The 19375-nt window shown below is 29.4% G+C and carries 14 protein-coding genes; 11 read left to right on the top strand and 3 right to left on the bottom strand.

All coding sequences use genetic code 4. The annotated features are described in order from the left end of the window. Positions 1 to 79 precede the first annotated feature (79 nt). Both KW512_RS00305 and KW512_RS00300 read right to left on the bottom strand, forming a co-directional pair. Positions 80 to 913, bottom strand: a complete 834-nt coding sequence (locus tag KW512_RS00305; RefSeq protein WP_258841536.1) for a MurR/RpiR family transcriptional regulator — start codon at positions 911 to 913, stop codon at positions 80 to 82. Positions 914 to 1021: 108 nt separating this feature from the next. Then, positions 1022 to 2236 carry a phosphoglycerate kinase gene (locus KW512_RS00300; RefSeq protein ID WP_258841535.1) on the bottom strand — a complete coding sequence of 405 codons (1215 nt, stop codon included), beginning with the start codon at positions 2234 to 2236 and terminating at the stop codon, positions 1022 to 1024. Between the two features lie 1138 nt (positions 2237 to 3374). On the opposite strand from KW512_RS00300, the gene KW512_RS00295 reads away from it, so the two are divergent. The 4 genes from KW512_RS00295 (at position 3375) to KW512_RS00280 (ending at position 9357) form a co-directional block, all read left to right on the top strand. Further along, on the top strand, positions 3375 to 6386 hold the full coding sequence (locus tag KW512_RS00295) for an IMCp domain-containing protein (RefSeq protein WP_258841534.1): 3012 nt from the start codon (positions 3375 to 3377) through the stop codon (positions 6384 to 6386). 178 nt (positions 6387 to 6564) lie between these two features. Continuing rightward, a complete protein-coding gene (locus KW512_RS00290; protein ID WP_258841533.1) occupies positions 6565 to 7176 on the top strand; it encodes a diadenylate cyclase in 612 nt (203 codons plus the stop codon). A 6-nt stretch (positions 7177 to 7182) separates the two neighbouring features. Continuing rightward, complete coding sequence (gene mgtE / locus KW512_RS00285; RefSeq protein ID WP_258841532.1) at positions 7183 to 8646, top strand: magnesium transporter; 1464 nt, start codon at positions 7183 to 7185, stop codon at positions 8644 to 8646. Positions 8647 to 8673: 27 nt separating this feature from the next. Continuing rightward, the gene (locus KW512_RS00280) at positions 8674 to 9357 is read left to right on the top strand and encodes a hypothetical protein (RefSeq protein WP_258841530.1); all 684 of its coding nucleotides are present in this window, start codon (positions 8674 to 8676) and stop codon (positions 9355 to 9357) included. A 49-nt stretch (positions 9358 to 9406) separates the two neighbouring features. On the opposite strand, the gene KW512_RS00275 is transcribed toward KW512_RS00280, so the two are convergent. After that, on the bottom strand, positions 9407 to 10210 hold the full coding sequence (locus KW512_RS00275; protein WP_258841529.1) for a Cof-type HAD-IIB family hydrolase: 804 nt from the start codon (positions 10208 to 10210) through the stop codon (positions 9407 to 9409). A gap of 145 nt (positions 10211 to 10355) precedes the next feature. Here KW512_RS00275 and KW512_RS00270 point away from each other — a divergent pair, with 145 nt between their 5' ends. Genes KW512_RS00270 through KW512_RS00240 form a run of 7 tightly spaced genes read left to right on the top strand, consistent with a single transcriptional unit; the run spans position 10356 to position 19011 of the window. Then, on the top strand, positions 10356 to 11897 hold the full coding sequence (locus tag KW512_RS00270; RefSeq protein WP_258841528.1) for an MSC_0624 family F1-like ATPase-associated membrane protein: 1542 nt from the start codon (positions 10356 to 10358) through the stop codon (positions 11895 to 11897). Between the two features lie 47 nt (positions 11898 to 11944). Then, positions 11945 to 12490, top strand: a complete 546-nt coding sequence (locus KW512_RS00265; protein ID WP_010320788.1) for a DUF2714 domain-containing protein — start codon at positions 11945 to 11947, stop codon at positions 12488 to 12490. A gap of 27 nt (positions 12491 to 12517) precedes the next feature. Beyond that, positions 12518 to 13384, top strand: a complete 867-nt coding sequence (locus KW512_RS00260; protein WP_258841527.1) for an MSC_0622 family F1-like ATPase gamma subunit — start codon at positions 12518 to 12520, stop codon at positions 13382 to 13384. Continuing rightward, positions 13385 to 13855, top strand: coding sequence for an MSC_0621 family F1-like ATPase epsilon subunit (locus KW512_RS00255; protein WP_258841526.1), 471 nt, complete (start codon positions 13385 to 13387; stop codon positions 13853 to 13855). Further along, positions 13848 to 16109 (top strand): MSC_0620 family F1-like ATPase-associated subunit, encoded by a 2262-nt coding sequence (locus KW512_RS00250; protein ID WP_258841524.1) that lies wholly within the window; start codon positions 13848 to 13850, stop codon positions 16107 to 16109. Before KW512_RS00255 ends, KW512_RS00250 begins: the two co-directional genes overlap by 8 nt. Beyond that, the gene (locus tag KW512_RS00245; RefSeq protein WP_069096811.1) at positions 16109 to 17635 is read left to right on the top strand and encodes an MSC_0619 family F1-like ATPase alpha subunit; all 1527 of its coding nucleotides are present in this window, start codon (positions 16109 to 16111) and stop codon (positions 17633 to 17635) included. The genes KW512_RS00250 and KW512_RS00245 overlap by 1 nt, the downstream gene beginning before the upstream one ends. Positions 17636 to 17637: 2 nt before the next feature. After that, on the top strand, positions 17638 to 19011 hold the full coding sequence (locus tag KW512_RS00240) for an MSC_0618 family F1-like ATPase beta subunit (protein ID WP_010320783.1): 1374 nt from the start codon (positions 17638 to 17640) through the stop codon (positions 19009 to 19011). Positions 19012 to 19375 lie beyond the last annotated feature (364 nt).

Below are 19375 nucleotides of genomic sequence, written 5' to 3'. Positions count from 1 at the left end.
TAATGGATTATTTAGTTAAAAATAAAAGAAAAATAAAAAAATTTTTACAAATTTGAAGTTTTTTATGAATGTTTTTCAATTATTCGTTTCATTCTTTGAGAATTTCAAGGTTTTTCTTGTAGTTTTCTTCATATTGCTCAGAAATTAAATTAGCAACACTGAAAAAAATAACATCAGAAATAAATTGTTGATTTATTTTCGATGAGATCGAAATAAAACGGTTTTTTTGCTCGAGCGTTTGGTAAAAAATTAAATTTTTATTGGGTATATCGATTTGTTTTTTTGCTGTTATTACAATGAAATTGTCGTTATTTTCAATAAACTTTTTAAGAACAAAATTAATTTCTTTAGTTTTACAAGATTTTGAAAACAAAATTTTTAAGGCTTGAGATTGAACGCTAACTAATAAAAAATTATGAAAATCACGAAAACTAACTGAATTTAGCCCTAATTTTTGCAAATTAATCGCTAGTTCGCTCGCCCCGATTGAAGAAGAACCAGCCCCGTAGATAAAAATTTTTTTGCTCTCGATAATTTTACGGGCAAAATCTTGGATTTTTTCAAGGTCAACAAGCTCTAATGTTTGAACTAACGAATTATGATAATATTTATAAAGTTGTTCGATAATTAGCTTGTTTTTATCAGTTTTTTGCTGATTTTTTACTTTATTTGAAATTTGCGCTGAATTAAGGAATAAATAATAAACATGAAACTGCATTTCTTTAAAGCTCGAAAAGCTTAATTTTTTTGCTAAATTTGAAATGAGCGTTATTGAGGATTGGGTTTTATTTGCTAATGATTTTAGATTGGATTGATAGAAAAATTGTGGATTTTCCTGTGCCAATTTAATAATAATTTTTTCAGTTTTAGTTAGTGATTCAACAATTTTTTCGTCAAAAAATACACTTTTCATAAAAATTAATCTACTTTACTTATAAAATAAAAAATGAACAAGTCCTGTTTTTTGGACTTAAAAAACAGGACTTGTTAAGTGTGATAATTAAAAAAATACTATAAATTCTTAGGCTTTTTCCTGAATTGGGCCTAGACCGATTAGATCGCCTTTTTCAATAAAACTAATTGAAGCACCACCACCAGTTGAAATATGACTAAAAGCATCGCCTAATTTTTCAGATTCAATTGCTGCAACTGAATCACCACCGCCAATTACGCTATAGCAATTTTCAAGTTTTCCGATTGCTTTTGCAATTTCACGAGTTCCGGTGGCAAAATTAGAAAACTCAGCAACACCAAGAGTTCCATTTCACAAAATAGTTTTTGCATCTTTTAAATGTGATTCAAATAATTTTATAGTCATTGGACCAATATCTAGACCTTCAAGGTCATCCGGAATTTCAAGTGGATTTTTTTCGTTATAAATTGGGGTTACATCTTCAAATTTATCAGACAAAGCAGCATCAAGCGGTAAAATTAATTTATCAGAGTACTTATTAATTAAACTTAGAGCTAAATCAATTTTGTCCTCTTCAACAATTGACTTTCCAATTTTGAGTCCAAGGGCTTTTTTGAATGTATAACCCATTCCTCCACCAATTAAAACTTTGTCAGCTTTTTCAAGTAGGGTTGAAATTATCCCGATTTTATCAGAAATTTTTGCCCCACCAATAATTGCATAAAAAGGCTTTTGTGGCTTAAAAATAATTTTTGAAAGTGCATCAAGCTCTTCTTTTACAAGATAACCGATTGCTGATTCTTTGATGTAAGTTGCAATTCCGACATTAGATGCATGAGCACGGTGGAGTGTTCCAAAGGCGTCATTTATAAAAACATCACCTAATGAAGCTCAGTATTTTCCAAGTTCTGGATCATTTTTTGATTCAGCTTTGTTTTCAAGATCTTGAAATCTTGTATTTTCAAGCACTAAAATTTGTCCGTTTTCAAGTTGATCAATTGCTTCTTCAACTTCTTTGCCACGGTTTTGAGCAACAAATTTCACTTCTCTTTGTGAAATTTTAGCTAACTCTTCGGCGACAATTCGTAGTGACTTTTTCTTCAAATCTTCGGGCGTTTTAACCCTACCAAGGTGTGATAAAATTATAAGTTTACCACCTTCAGTAACAATTTTCTCAATGGTTTTTAAACTCGCAGTAATTCTTTTTGTTGAAGTAATTTTCCCTTCAAGAATTGGAACATTAAAATCAACACGTAAAAGAACTTTTTTATTAAAAAATTTAATTTCATCAATAAATTTTTTAGTTTTATAGGTTGGTATCATTCTTTATTATTTTCCTTTAAAAAAATTAATGTTACGCTTAGAATTATAAACTAATAAATTAATATATCTAAAAAAACTAGAAATAAATTTTTGTCTTATGAATTTATAGCTTTTTTTCTTATAAGCACTTTAAGGTTTTATTTAATATTCCCGTAAAAAAAAAAAAAAAAATGCTTGGCCTGAGAAAAAAATCTGTTATAATTAGTTTCACTTAAGAATAAATTAATAAATTTTGATATTGAATTAAGGAGGAATTAGTTATGTTTTTTGTCTAATGTGCTCAGATAGCGCAAATTTTCCATTATATTTTTAAATATGATGGAATGCCTTAAATTTAACCGTTTAGAAATCTATATAAATTTAGGGCTTTTAGTTATTGTTCTTTCAAAACTTCATATATTTTTTTAGGCTCAATTTAAATAAAAACGAGTTTTCTATTTACATTGAGTTTAAATAGTAGTTGCATTTTTTTATGATTTGTGTTATTTTGTCATAAATTGATTTTTGTAAGTGTTTTAAGCTAAAAAAGTAGTTTAAATATTTTATAATTTTGCTTTTAAGCTAAAATTTTAGCTTTTTTAGTTTAGTTTATTTGATTGATAAGTAGATTTTACTTTTACGGTGGTTAGATTTAAAATTCAGTGTTTTTGCTTTGATAGTTATTTTTCCTGAGTTTGCCAAAAAAGTTAAAAAAGTGGCAAAACCGGAGACTTTTTAAAGATTATCTCATCAAACTGTGAAACTCGGGATAAACTAATAAATTAATATATCTAAAAAAACTAAAAATAAATTTTGTGCTATGAATTTATAGCTTTTTTTGTCTTATAAGCCTTTTAATTTCTATTTTTGCAATTTTTTTTGTTAAATGAAAAAAATTGCAAAAAATAATATGTAAAAAATTTAAAATATGCTTTAAAATTATAGTATAATTTTTAAAAATGCAAAAAATCAAAACTAAAATGTAAAAACAGAAAAATTTGTGAAAATAACATTAGAATTTATTCGTTTTATGTTAAAATTGAAATAGATTTTGCGTTTGTTCAAAAGCAAAATTTATTTTTTATTAGTATAACTACAAATTTTACTCTATAATTTACATTACTTTAAATATAAAGATCAAAAAGAAGTCGCTAGAAAAATGAACAAAACCAAAACTTTAAGATTTTATCTCACAGAGATTTGTGATGAGTTTCACAATGAAAAAGACTGTTATTATAGGCTAAAATTCGCAAAGGAAACCGTCGGTCTTTTTAACTCTCTAGTTGATGTTTTTCTAAAAATTGAAAGTCTTAAAACACCAGTTCGACTTTGAGTTTTACGTAATAAGAAATTTGGATCTGTAATTTCCTTTCCTTTAGCGATTAATTTTAGGTCACTTAGTCAAGAAAAAAAAGAACAATTTATAGCTAAAATTTTGGCTGATGACCCGAATTTCAACCTAAATGAATCAACTCAGCCAAATCAAAAAACTAGCCAACCTAAAAATTTAACTTTGGATGAATCGCAACATTTTGATTTACAAAGTTCAAAACCTAAAACAAACAAAGAAAAACCAAAAACTGAAATTTTAATTACTGAAAATGAGAAAACTATTGAAGAAATTCTCTATGCATTAAAACAAAACAACACTGATCATCCAATTGAGTGTCCAGTTTGTGACAATGAAAATCATCTTGAAGAGCTTAATAGTGAATGTCCTTGTCATTTAGTTGAGCTTGAAATTGTTGAATCAACAGATGACTTAGACCAAAAAGATGACAAAAATTCTTCTTTAGATAATTTAGAAAACTCAGAAATTTCAGCACAAGATAGTCATGAATCTAATTTAGAAGAAGATTCTGAAACTTTAGAAGAATTTGACCAAGACCAAGACCAAAAAGATGACCTGGATCCATCAGATGAAGATGAGCAAAATTTACCTAAAATTTCGCCAAATTTAGTTTTTAATCAAGATATTTCTGATGAATTTGACAATAAATTGCTTGAAAAAGTTGATTCAGTAAGTCAAGCATTAGTTGAAAAAGTTAGTCGCCATGAATTTGAAGATGAGCTGTTAGAAAAAGATAATCACTCTGATCATCAGTCCGAAGATCAAATTAATTTATCTACAAAAACAAGCAATAATTTTGATCAAGAAGAAAATCACCAAATTCATTCAGAATATTGCGACTTTTCTCTTGAAAATTCAGACTCATCTTATTCTTGTCAGTCTTGTGGACATAATAAAAGTTGCTCTTGGTGCCAAAGATATCGCACTTATTTAATTGAAGCTCAAAATTGTCCAGCTTGTCTTGATTTATTTAAGAAAAAAAATTTTAACTATCTTGAAAAACTCGCCCAATTAAGACTTCCTGTCCAAACAGGTCTTAGCTTTTCCAAAAAAGAGCCAAAAATTTGCAAAACTTGTGTTCATAATGCTCTTTGTTCTTGGTGCCAAAGATATCGCACTTATTTAAATGAGGCTCAAAATTGTCCTAGATGTAAGGCGATTTTTGAAGCTAAAAATATTAATATTAGCCAAAAAATTCGTGAACTTGCACATCCTAGTTATCCCTCTTATTTATTAAAAAACCCTTATTTTAGCAATTGTGTTGCTTGCAACCATAATGCAACTTGTCCTTGGTGTCAAAAATACCGTACCTATTTACTTGAGGCCAAAAATTGTCCAGCTTGCCTTGCTAAATTTAAGCAACAAAATTTTGACATTGATGCTAAGTTAAATTTACTTCGTGATAATTCATATTTTAGTCATTTAGCTTCATTAAAATCAACTGTAAATTGTAAAGCTTGCAACCACAATGCAACTTGTCCTTGGTGTCAAAAATATCGCACCTATTTACTTGAGGCCAAAAATTGTCCAGCTTGCCTTGCTAAATTTAAGGAACAAAATTTTGACCTTGATGCTAAAATAAATTTACTCCGAAGTAATTCATATTATAATAATTTAGCAAATAATATTAAATGTAAAGCTTGTTTTCATAATGCATCTTGCCAGTGATGCCAAAGATATGCAACTTATTTACTTGAAGCCAAAAATTGTCCAGCCTGCCTTGCTAAATTTAAAGCCCAAAACTTTGACCTTGAGAAAAAATTAAATGAACTTAGAACAAATGATCTCCAAAATTTAGCCTCACTAATTTGACAGCAAACTTATAATTCGCCTTGTCCAGCTTGCAATCATAATTTCTTCTGCCCTAAGTGCCGAAAATTAGCTGCTTTTTATCGTGAAGCGCGCAAATGTCCAGCATGTCAGGCAATCCTTAAAAAGAAAAATATTGATCTTGAGAAAAAAATTGCTGAACTTTCATTTTATCCTTATTATGAATCACGAGCACTTTTAAGATATAATTTGTCCCATTCAGACTCACTTTTTAATCAAAATTGTGCCTCTTGTTTACATGTTTATTCTTGCCGTTTTTGTCAAAAGTATCGCGCTTTTTTACTTGAGGCCAAAAATTGTCCAGCATGTAAATACCTTTTTGCCAAAAAAGGAATTTCAATTGACTATTTATTAAAAGTAATTAATTTCTGAAATCACCCTGATAGTTTCAATCACGTCGATCCACTTTCAGTCTTAAAACATGGTCGCCCAATTGTTCATGAAAAAATTGTTGAAATAGTTGATATTCCTAAAATTGAAATAGTTGAACCCCCACAGGTTGAAATAGTTGAAATTCCGCAAATAGTCGAGATCCCGCAAATAGTTGAGCCAGTTCTTGATTATTCTTGAGTCAAAATTCACCCTTATTATCCACAAATTGGGACTTTTGAACTGAATAAATTTCCAGCAATTATCCCATTATTCCGCGGAATTGTCTATCAAGCTTTCCTAGATCTCAACCGTAGTGATCACAATTCAATCGTTGATGATGAATTATTTAACACAAAACGTGGCTTTGGTGGTTATAATGTCCAATCTGGCGGAGTTTCTGTTGGTCTTGGCGATTTAAGTGTTGACGAGGCTACTCGAGTAATTGCCGCTTCAACTTCAAGCGTGGATGAAGATGAAGAAATAATTATCGTTGCAACTGAAAAGTCAACAATTTGAGGTCTCCCTTCTTATGTTTTATGATTTATCGTTTTTGCTTTGATTGCTGTAATTATTGTTGTTGTGATTATGTTTATTTTATACGGCGCTGGTATTATTTAAAATCTTTATTTTGTTTTAACTTTTTTATAAACTCCTTTTTTCTTAAAAAATTTTTAGGAAAAAAGGAGTTTGTATTATTTTAAAAAGTAAAACCTTAAAAAAATAATTAAAAATAATTGTTTGTCAAAAATAACAAATTAATATATAATATTTTAAATAAAGTAAAAAAGGGGATGTCATGAACTTAGATATTGTAATTTTGATAATTTCAGCATTAACCCTAGTTCTAGGTCTTTTTTTTGCAGTCTTTTTTATTTACAATCATATAAAAACATTGCATAAAAACAAGGTTAGTCGTAGTTTTGTTGATTTAGGCATATCTACACAAAGAAAAATAGTTTATGAACTTTATTTTGCAGTTAAATATTTGTCAAAAAATAAAGTCGGGGCAATTATCACTTTGCAGCGTAACATTCTTCTTGATAGTCTCCGTACTGACGGGGTAAAAATTGATTCTTTAATAAATTCCTCGCTTTTAATCGCTATTTTTCAAAAAAGTTCGCCATTGCATGATGGGGCAGTTATTATTGTTGATGACCGAATTTTGTATGCTTCGACATATTTTTCGGTTTCCGAATCAACACTTGAAGACCGATATGGCGCCCGACACCGGGCTGCATTAGGTATTTCTGAGGTTTCTGATTCAATAACGGTTGTTGTTTCAGAGCAAAGTGGTGAGGTTGTGATTGTTCGTGATGCAAATTTTTTTAAGGTTACAAATCTTGAAACTTTTACTGAAGTTTTAACAAAAGAACTAAATTCAAGTCAAACAAATACTGCTAAAAAATAATATTTAATGCAAAATTTTGAACCAAAAAGTTCTTTGTTAATTGATTTAGTAAACAATAAAAAAATTAATCAAGTCCGTCAATACACAAACCAAAAACCACTTTCAGAAGTAGCTGAAGAAGTATCTAAATTTAGTCAATTTCAGCGTCTTTTATTTTTTAGAATGCTAGATACTGTCACTGCCGGTGAAATTTTTACCTTTTTTTCGCCAGAAATTCAATCAGAATTAGTCATCAGTTTGCCAAACGAGATGATGAATCAACTTCTTGATGAACTTTATGCTGATGAAATTGCCGAGCTTTTAGATGAAGTTCCTGATAATGTTGCCAAACGAATTTTGCGCAATATTGATCCAGATACAAGAAAACGAGTTAACCAACTTTTACAATATAATTCAAATCAAATCGGCTCTTTTATGTCGGTTGATATTGTTTATCTTTCAAATCAATTAACTTGTGCCCAAGCGCTTGAAAAAATCCGTAAATATAAAGATATTTCTGAACTTGTGCATTATTACTATGTTGTTGATTCGCAAAAAAAAATTATCGGTGCGACCACACTTGAGGATATAGTTTTTTCTGATCCTAATTTAAATATTGAAAAAATAGTGTTTCAAGTTCCTTTTTTAGTAACAACTGACAAAAAAGAAGATGCCGCTGAAGTTTTTGCTAAAAATGATTTTTCGGTTTTACCGGTTGTAAATACTGCCCAAAGATTAATTGGGATGGTTACAAGTGATGATATTATTGACATTGTTAAAGAAGAAGCAACAAGTGATATTTATAAATTAGCCGGAATTTTACCACAAGAAGTTGAGGATTCTTATCTTAAAACCACAATAATTCAAATTGTTAAATCCCGTGTTTTTTGACTAATAATTTTAATGTTTGGCTCAACTTTATCCCAATTTATTATTCAAAAATTCACAGATGCAATTACCGAAAATGATGCAATTAAATCAATTGGGCTTTCATCTTTTATTACCACAATTGTCTCAATGATCCCGGTAATTTCTGGATCAGCCGGAAATGCTGGCTCCCAATCAGCAACAACAATTGTCCGCTCAATTTCACTAAAAGAAATTAATCGTTCTAACTTTTTTTCTAAAGTTCTTTTAAAAGAAATTGGCGTTGGAGCTGTTGTTGGCACAGTTTTGATGATTCTGAATTTTTTGCGGTTAGTAATTTATTTTACCCTTTCAGGCGAGATCAAAAACTCGCAAATTCCCGAAAATTCAATCTCAAATCTAACAATCCGCGATTATGTTTTAATTATTTCTTTTGCCTCATCATTTTCACTTTTAACAGTAATTATTTTCTCAAAAATTCTTGGCTCAATAATTCCGATGATTGCAAAAGCGACAAAAAGAGATCCTGCTGTTATGTCAGCGCCAATTTTAGCGACTGTAACAGATTCAATTTCTACTTTAATATTTTTTGGTGTAACAATTATTATTTTTTTATTATTGTAGTATAATATATTTTTTTAAGCGGGAAATATGTCTTATATAACAATAATTGGTTGAATTGCGGCTTTTTTAACTTCGATAATCGGTTTACCTTTGGTAATAAATACTTTTATAGCAAAAAAACCACCAAAAGTTTCACTACTAAGTTGATGAATTTATTATTTGGGAATTTTTGGATTTGCAATTTTAGGTTTTGCAATCCGTGATTTGCAACTTTTTATTCCACAAGTATTTAGTGGACTTTCAACTTTTATCTTTTTAGCTCAAGTTTATATTTTTAAAGCAAAAACAACAAGAAAACAATTAATAAATTTCACTTTTTTATCTTTTGCATTAACAGTTTTTCTACTAATTTTACTACTTGGAATTTTCTTTTGGGCCAAAATTTCTTTAGGCAATCTTGGTTCTTATGCTAATTATGTTGGAATTTTTGCCGGATTGTCGGTAAATATTGCCTTTTTACCACAAACTTTGTTAGGTATTAAAAACAAAACAATTAAATTTATTCCACTTACCTTTTTGCTAAATTTATTTCTCTTAAACTTTGCTTGATTAATCTACTTTTTCTTGCAATTTGTTATTGAAAGAAATGGCGCTTATCTTTCGTCATTCATTTTTCAAATTATTGGTTTCTTGATTTCAACAATCCAACTTGTTGTTTATTTTTATCAAATCAAACAACAGAAAAAACCCTTTAAAATTAATTGAATTTAAACTTTTTTAATTACAAAAAAATTGACAAAAATTTGACTAAAAGACTTTTTTAGTCAAATTTTGTTCGATATAAAAAGTCTTTAATTGCATAAACTAGCCCTTGTTGATCGCAAGCGCTTGTATGAAGTTTTGCTGTTTTTTTAACAATTTCATAGCCATTTGCCATTGCATAAGAAAAATTAGTTTTTTCAAGCATTGAAATATCATTAGGACTATCGCCAATTGTCATTGTTTTTCGGACGTCAATTCCAAAAGTTTTTGCTACAAATTCAACAGCATTTCCTTTATTTGTTCCTTTTTTACTAATTTCAATGCTTATATTATTAATTAAAACTGCTTCAAGATCACCATCTTCTTGTAATAATTTATAAGCCTTTTCTAAATTTTGGCTTGGGCCAATTAGTTCTAATTTTATTACATCTTTTTGTGGGCCATCAACAAAAATTACCTCATTTTCAGGATCCAAAAGTGGGTAGTTAAAATAGGAATAATTTTGCTCTTTAAAATTAAAGCTAAAATATTTTTGGCTTGTTCAAAAATTTAGTTGCATATCTAAATCTTTGGCAATTTTAAAAACAAAATCTTGTGATTTTTGCGAAATTGGTCCATTAATTAAAGTATGTCTGTCCTCTTTTAAATCACTAAATAAAGAGCCATTAGAAGTTAAAAGGTAACGAATTTCTAAGAGTTTTGCTATTTGCAAAATTCTTGAACCCAAAGGATTGCCTGTATTTAAAATTAAGGTAAAGTTATCTTTATTATTTTTTAGAAAATCAATTGTTTCCTTATCAACAGAAAAATCACCGCAATAAAGAGTTCCGTCAATATCACTAAATATTAATTTTTTAATCATTTCTAAAATTATAAGGTAAAACGCCAAAAACAATAAATTATTTTAAATTAGATATTTTTTAACTAATTTTTTTTGCATTTTTGTCACAAAAAAAAAAAAAAAAGGTTATAATGTTAGCATTTCAAAACTAAAAAAGGAGGTAAAAATGAATGCGGTTAGTCCTGAAGCTTATAGGTTAAATGCAAAACCAGCTAAAAAAGACAAGAAGAATTTAGCGCGTATTTTTCTTCGGATACTATTTATTCTGCTTTTACTTGGTTTAAGCACGGCAATTTTCTTTGATGCCCGTCGGTCATTCTTGAACATAGTAGATATTGACCAAAATGCGCCAATTTCAAGGATTTCAAGTATTTCGCTAATTTTTAATCCTATTGATGATGAAATTCGCGAATTTATTGCTCCAAGAGTTGCAAGATCAATTTTCCTGTTATTTTTTAGTATTATCTTTTTATTTAAAGGTCTAAAATTTTTACACCTCAAAAATAAGACGCATAAATACATAATTTTATCAGTATATTTTTTCCTTTCGTTAGTCAATCTAGTTGTTTATTTTGCTTGACTAACGACAGAATGGAGTCATATTCTTGGCATTTCTGCCCAAATTTTTATTTATATTTTACTTGATTATTCCCTTTGACTTTGACTAGGTCGAACAGATGACAAAATTAACTATGATTATAAGAAGCTTTTCATTTTTAAACATATAAGTTTAGCTTCTGCTATTGTTACATCAGGTACTTTATTTGGAATTTTTGCTTCAATGGTGTTTTCTACCCCTGGAAAATCATCAATTCCGAGCGTAACTTATGACAATCCAATTGCAGATTGAATTTATACTTTTATTGCTGAAGTGGCAAAAATAACTAATTCGTTAATTTTAATTGCACTTTTAATGGGAGCTTTAGTATTAGTTTTATTATATTATAGTCCTCAAATTTATTTTTACCGTCAAAGTCTTATTCGGCTTAAAAAATATACTCCAGCGCTCTCGGCCTTAATTTTTATTGCTATTGGAATTTTTGCATATAGTGTTTATATAACTGTTTATTCCATAACTAATTTTGTTCAGTTTCTTCCTTTTGGAAATAATATTGAACCAAATTATTTGCCAACAATAATTGGTATTTCGGTTCATGTTGTTTTATTAATTATTTATTTTGTTTTAAACCTTAGTCGATTAAAAAATAAAATTAAAGATTATCAATTAAATACGCTTCCATTCATTTTTATTCTTCTATCTTTTATTGCAAGCTTTGTTGTCTCATATTTAAGTTATTCAGTTCATGAAACAATTTGGATAAATTCAACTCAGCTAGTATTTTTCCTTACCATTTATTTTGCTCTAGTCAGAATTAAGCCCGAATTTCCGCTTTGGATGAAATTAATGGTAAGTTTTTTTATTGTTTTATATACAATTTTTAATTTCATTTATTTATTGAATATTGATATTTATACATCTACTGTTTCCCAAGTTAAGCCAGAAGACTACCAAAGAGATTTAGTATCAGTTTTTTATATTGACTATAGTTTCTATTTTCTTGGGATTTTAACTGTTTTACTAGCAATTTTTGTTTTGGCAAATTTATTTGTTGCAATTGGTAAAAATACTTTAATTCTAACAACAAAAAACAAACCATCTCAAGATCAAAAAGAAAACGTTGAAAATGAAAAAATAGGTTCGTCTTAGATCTAAAAACTTCCAAATCTAAAAGTTAAAAAAATAAGGAACAAATCATGAAAATTTTAGGAAAGAAAAAGCAAGCAAATCCAAACCAACTTGATACAAAAACAGAGTTTCGCGACTATTATGATTTAATTAATCATCCCAATTTTATTAGTTTTGATGCACTAATGAATTTAACTCTACTTGTATCCTCACAAAAAGCAAAATCCTCGATGAAAGAAAAATACCAAAAAAAAGTTATTGACTCTTATAAGTCAACGACAGAATTAGTATTTAAAAATTTCGTAATTTCTTGACAACGCTCAAGTCGTTTTGGCTCAAAAGGGCTTGTTCCTATAATTGCTCAAGTTGAATCTTCAAATGTTAGAGCAAGTAATTTTTACTCAGATAGTTCTGATTCAAGATTTTCAGCACTACTTTCAAATTTAAACACGCTTGCTTGAGATTTTATTGCCAACAAAAGCCGTTTTGTTGAAGTTGTCGAAGGATGCATTGTTTTTCTAGATCCGCAAACAAAAACACTTAAAGTTATTTTCAGCGAAGTTTCTTTAGCATCAAGTTTAGAAGATCAAAAGGATCCAAATAAAAAAGCATAAATACTTTAATTCTGAGAGTTTTAGATTATGAACATAAATGAAAAAAAGGAAAAAAGAGACAATTTTATCAAAATTTATGATTTAGTTTCGTTAAATCGAAATATTTCTCTAATCCAAATTAATCTTCTTTTAAGAACAATAAGAAATGTTTATGAATTTTTCTTAATTGGACAGTTTTTACTTGCTCAATTTAGTCCAAAAAGACCATTTAGCACAAAATTATCACTACTAACAAAAAAAGCTTTTGCCCGTCAAAATATTAATCTTTGAATTTATCCTTCATCAAATGAAAAATATACCCAAAACTTTTTTGATCAAATTGAAACTAAAATTTTAGAAAATTATACTGAAAAAGATTTTATTGTTCCTCTTGGTGTTCGGGCAATTAATTTTGCAAAGAAAAACAATATGAAAATCATAACTAGTTTTGAAAATTTAGACAATTCTTTTGAAAATTCAGTAAAAATTGGTCAAGTTATTGAATATGGACTTAAAACTCGTCAGTTTTCATCAGTAAAAATGGCCGTTTATTCAAATAAAATCCCAAATTTTATTGCAACAATTTTTCCTTTAAACCAATTTGAATTTAAAATGGAAACAAGTCAAGAAACAATTGATAAATTCAAAGCTAACCTTGATAAAGTCCGTTTTTTCCCTAATTTTGAAGAATTTTATCAAACCCAAATTCAGACATATTTTGCTACATCCGTGCAGGTTTTACTACTTGAGTCGCAATTTATCGTCTATAAAAATAAACTTATTCACGAAAATACACTTTTAAAGGAAATCGAGGAAAAAATTTTACGTCTTAAGACAACAATTTTAAAAATTGAACGTGAGCTAGAAATTGAGGAACTAAACTTGATTAAGAGCAAACCGAAAGGAATTTTTTAAATGGAATCACAACTTTGAAATTTCCGAATTTTGACCCCTGAAAATAAAACTATAAATTTTAAAGATTGCAAAATATATATTAACATTGAACAGGAAAAATATTTTGCACCACTTGAACCATTTATTGTCTCAAATCTTGATTTTTCGCTCATAAAAATCGAAATTTCTTCAGGGGTTTTTTATTTTTTTGCCCACAAATCATTACTTTTTTCCTTAGAAAACAGCGCTTCTATTCGGCTTCATGATAATTTGATTTTTTACAAAACTGATAAAAAAGAATATTATATTCAGAAAAAATCAAATCAAAAAAGCAAAAAAACACTTTTACACAAGTTGCAAATGCAAGCAAATTTAGAGCTAAGTTCAAATTTAGAATTGTATAATAGTTATATACTTACCAAACAAGAAAATGAACAAAACCGTTTGATGCAACTGTTTTTTTTAGTTCAAACCGAGGTGAATTATGTCTAAAAAATTAAAAAATAAACTAGTTTTTGTGCCTATTTTATCAGTCTTTTCAATTTCATCCTTATTTTTTCTTTCATCAGCTTCAACTTTTAGTCCTCCTGCTGTTGAATTTCAACAAACTGCCCCAACTCCTTCAAATCCAGGCCAACCCCCTACAATTCAACCAGCAAATCCTGGCCAAAATGCCGGTGGCCAAAATTCTGGCGGGCAAGCTCAACCAGGCATAAGTGAAAAAAAGGCCGAGCCAATTACTGAAGAAGATCTAAGGCAAAATAAAGCATACTGAGAAGCCCAAAAAGAATCATTAATTGACCAATTTATTGATAAAGTTGATGAAGATATTAAAATTAAACTTGCTGATATTGCTTCAAAAACTCGTGATAATCTTGAAGAAAAACTACAGCAAAGTTTTTTCTGAATTCAACTTCGTGATTACTTTAAACGAAACCGTGAAGGTCTAAAAAAGAATCCAAGTGAATTTGGTCTTAATATTATTAGTCCTTTTGCTTTTGCTAATAATCTAAAACTAAAACGTGGTGATGTTAGTTTTGACAAAGAAAACTACCAAGGTCTTGAATGAGGAACTAACAATGATGATAATTATGAAAAAATAAATAATGTTAAAACCTCAAAAGTAACAGAAGTTCCAAACACACTCAAAGGCAAAGAATTTGAAAATCGAATTAAGACTTATTTCCAAGGACTTACATCCCAATATAAACAATATCTTTTTAAAGAAGAAGAATTTCCTGTTTATAAAAAGAATTTTAACCTTGACAAATTTGCTGACAGATCTGATACTGATGAAAACCTTTTGTTAGCAAGTAAGCCAATTGGCAAAGAAGGGATAAATTCTTGAAATGACTGAATTAAAAACTATTTTGAAAAACAGTCGCTTTTACTTGATTTTACTTTAAATCAATTGCCAAATCCAAGTTCATCTCAATCAGCCCAAGAACAAATTAATTTTGCAATTAAAAAAATTACTAACCAAAATCCACCTGATGTAGCCGAAAAACCTGAATTTGAAGTAAGAATTGCTCCTGATTTGCCCCCAATTATTGCTCCTCAGTATGCAGCTATGACGCCTCAACAAGTAGTTAACCTCTATAATTCGGCATCACAAGAAGAAAAAAATAACATTTTTTTCTTCTTAAACCCGTTAAATTCACGTTTTAAATATTTTATTGAATCAGTTTCATATGATGCGGCTGGAAATAAAATTAATGCAAAAGTAAAAATTGTTGACTTTGTTAATCAAGTTCGTGATCCAGCTGATAAGTCAAAAGCCGAAAAAGTCTACGATACTCCCCATTATACTGATTTTCCTGAAGGGGCAACTCCAGCTCAAAAACAAGCAATAACAACAAATTTATACCATTCAAATCTAGGTGTAACTGCTGTAATTGACCAGTTTTTCTCAACAATGAATATTCAAGACCAGTTTAGTTTTGATCAAATTCGTTATTATTCTCCAGGTTCACAAACAACAATTTATAATTTCTTTTATTTATTAACTAAAGTTTTTTATAACCAAGATTTTCTTGATGCTCAGAAAAAATTGGCCCAAGATTATATAAATTCTTCTCATGCTAGTGTTTTTTCAGCTTCACAATTTCAGTTTTTATCTTATTTAAAAAAATCAGAAATTGACAATAATAAAGCTTGATCTCATTATTATTTAATTTATTTTTTAAATCTAATTGTTCTTCAAGATAAATTTTTCCAATATTTGGCAAAACCAAATGCAGTTGACAAAGAAGCAGCGGCGCAAAAAGAAAAACAATTTGATGAAAATCTCAAAAAATTGAATTTAACTCGCGAAGATATTAACCGTTATTTTGCTCAGGCACACGAAAAAGTTGCCCTTTTTCATAATGAGTCTTACAAATTAAGTTCTAATTTAGTTAATCAATTTTTGGCAATGACTAAACTAGGGAGACAAATCAATCTTTTAAACCAAATATTAGGGCATGTTGCTTATTTTGATGAACCACAAACAAATCAAGGATCTTCTTCAATAAATAACAACCAACAAAACTCTGATCCAATTCAGAATTTTTCAGCACTTATTGAAAAATTCAATAACGAACAGCAAGGTCAATGGTTATCAAATAATCTTGCTTATATAATAGTCGGGACACTTTCGGTAATTTTAGTCTCAATTGCTGTAATTTCAAGATTGTTAGTTTATAAAAGAAATCAATTAAAAAAGGTTGAAAATAATTCTGAAAATCAACAACAAGGAGAAAAATAATGTCATTACGTGTCGCCTCAGTTTTAGACTATGTTATTTTAGTTAAAGGACAATACAACTGAAAAGAACAGCAATTTTTTCAAATTAAAAATAAACCCGAAATTAAAGCGGTAGTAATTCAAGCCTCATATATGCAAGCTTATTTACTTTTTAACAACCAAAAAGGTAAAGTTGAAATTAATGACGAACTTGTTGAATTACCTGATTTTGATCGTGTGGCCACTTCGATGGAATTTTTTGGGAAAATTATCGATCTTTCTGGTAATATAATTGAACCAAAGTCAGCAAGACCACAAACTTTTTTAACTTATCGCCATTCAGCTTTTGCAACTGCCGCAGGTGTTTTACAACGTCAATTGCTTGATCGCCAAGTTTATACCGGAATTTTGTCAATCGATCTTTTTAACCCGATTGGATTTGGTCAGCGTGAACTTATTGTCGGTGATCGTCAAACTGGAAAAACACATATTGGAATTAACACAATTATTAACCAAAAAAATTCGCCAACAACAAAATGTATTTATGTCTCAATTGGTCAAAAACGGCAAAATTTAGTCTCTTTATACCATGATCTATTAAAAAATGGGGCAATGAATAACACAATCGTTCTTCATGCAGCTTCAACAAGTCCATTTGACCAATATTTAGCTCCTTATTTTGCAATGGCTCATGCTGAAAATCTTAGTTATAATTACGATGTTGTTATTGTTTTTGATGATCTGTCAAAACATGCAAGTGTTTGGCGTGAGGTTGCCCTTTTAACTAATCAGCCAATTGGAAAAGAAGCTTTTCCGGCTGATATTTTCTTTGCCCACTCAAAACTTTTAGAGCGTTCAGGTCGTTTTATTGGACGAAAATCAATTACAGCCTTGCCAATTCTTCAAACTGTTGATAATGATATTACCGCACTTGTTTCTTCGAATGTAATTTCAATTACTGACGGTCAAATTATTACTTCTTCAGCACTTTTTGCCGAAGGAAAAATTCCTGCTGTAAATATTGGACTTAGCGTTTCGCGGACAGGTTCATCAGTTCAAGCAAAAAATATTCGTGCCATTTCAAAAGAAATTTCATCATTATATTATAACTACCAAAAGCAGATTAAATTGGCAAAATTAGATTATGATCTTAATAAGGAAACTTCGGATTTACTTTTTAAAGGATCACAAGTTGAACAGTTTTTAGTGCAAAAAGGTTATTCTTATTATTCGCCAACAAGTGTTTTAATGGGAATAAAAATAATTTCTTGAGGTCTTTTAAAAGATGTGGCTGATCCTACAAAAGTCGTGAATTTTGTTCAAGCCTTAATTGAAACTGATCCGTTTGCCAAACAAATTTTTGCCAAATACACAAATAATGAATTTATTGACGATCAGCTTGCTGGTTCATATTTTGCAACAGTAGTTAACCAATTTTTGGAAAAATCAACAAATACTCAATTAGAAGTTCCGCTTGCATTTCCAAAAATGGATCAGTCATTACTTGATTCAATAACACAAAAAGCCCAAAATATCGGAGGTAGATAAAAATGATTGGTTTTGTTTCCCAGATTTGAACTAATGTTGCTGAAATTAAATTTCAGACTGATCTTGATAAAATTCAACTTGAACAAGCTCTAACAATGCACCAAAACACGACAGTTTTGGTGATAAAAAAAATTTTAGATGCAAATACAGTTCGTGCAATTGTGATTGCCAAATCTCAGCCAATTGCCGTTGGTCACCAAGTTGTCAATACACTCACTTTTTTACAAGTTCCTGTTGGCGCTAGTGCTAAAAATCAAGTTTTTAACATTTTAGCCCAATCACAAAATAATGCCCAATACAAGCCAAAAACAATTCCGATTAATTCAACAGTTAATGTTACAAAAGAAAATTTTAATGTTCGTCATAAATTGCTTGAAACCGGAATTAAAGCGCTTGATTTTTTTGTCCCTATTTTTGAAGGTTATAAAATCGGAATTTTTGGTGGTGCCGGAGTTGGTAAAACTGTTTTGATGAAAGAAATAATTTTCAACGTTTCCAAACAAAGACAAAAAGTTTCATCAATTTTTGTTGGTTCAGGCGAGCGTTCCCGTGAAGGTCTTGAGTTATTTTTAGAACTTCAAGAGTCAAATTTAATGTCTAAATCAACAATGTTTGTTGCCCAAATGAACGAAACTCCTGGCGCTCGGTCAATGATTGTGCCAATGGGAGTTACAGCTGCTGAATATGCTCGTGACTACGAAAAAGAAGATGTGCTTTTATTTATTGACAACATTTACCGTTTTATTCAAGCTACTAATGAAGTCTCGAGTGCGCTTGAAAAAAATGTCTCAATTGGTGGTTACCATGCAACAATGGACTCTGATGTTTCTTTTATTGAAGATCGCCTTTATAAAAACGAAAATGGCTCAATTACTTCCTTCCAAACGGTGTTTTTGCCAATGGACGATCTTTCTGATCCAGCGGCTATTTCGCTCTTTACGCACCTTGATTCTTCATTTGTGCTCTCACGTGATAAAATGTCAAGAAATATTTTTCCAGCTTTTGATCCTTTAGTTTCAACCTCAAACTCAGTTTCGGTAAACGTTATTGGTGAAAGACATTTTAATGCAATTATTGCCGCTAAGTCAATTATGAAAAAATACAAAGACTTAGAAGATGTTATTTTGATTCTTGGATTTGATGAACTTGATGCTGAAAGTAAAATAATTGTTCGTAAAGCGCTTCAACTTGAAAACTTTTTCACCCAGAATTTCTTTATGGCCGCTGCCTTTACTAAAGAACCTGGAGTTTATGTTCCACTTGAAAAAACAATTGACTCAGTAATTCGAATTATTGATGGTGAATTTTTAGATATTTCCCCATCAGAATTTGCCTTTATTGGCTCAGTTGATGATCTTGCTAAAAAAGAAGCCTAAAAACTTCAAACAACAAATAAAAATTTCACCTTAAATTTAGGTGAAATTTTTTTATCCCGAGTTTGCCAGTTTGATGAAATAATCTTAAAAAAGTGTCCTGGTTTAAGTTTTGGCACTTTTTTAACTTTTTTGGCAAACCCAGGAAAATAACTATCAAAGCAAAAATGCTAAATTTTAAATCTAATCATCAGGAAAGAAAAACCCACTTACCAATCAAATAAAGCAAACTAAAAAAGCTAAAATTTTAACTTAAAAGCAAAATTATGGATTTTTAAACTGCTTTTTTAGTTTAAAACACTGGCAAAAATCACAAAAAAATACAACTACTATTTAAACTCAATGTAAATAGAAAACTCGTTTTTAT

The sequence above is a fragment of the Mesomycoplasma ovipneumoniae genome, assembly GCF_024758565.1.
GTDB classification, from domain to species: domain Bacteria; phylum Bacillota_I; class Bacilli_A; order Mycoplasmatales; family Metamycoplasmataceae; genus Mesomycoplasma; species Mesomycoplasma ovipneumoniae_B.
Note: the sequence above shows the minus strand (reverse complement) of the source record. Positions and strands in the feature narration are given on the sequence as shown.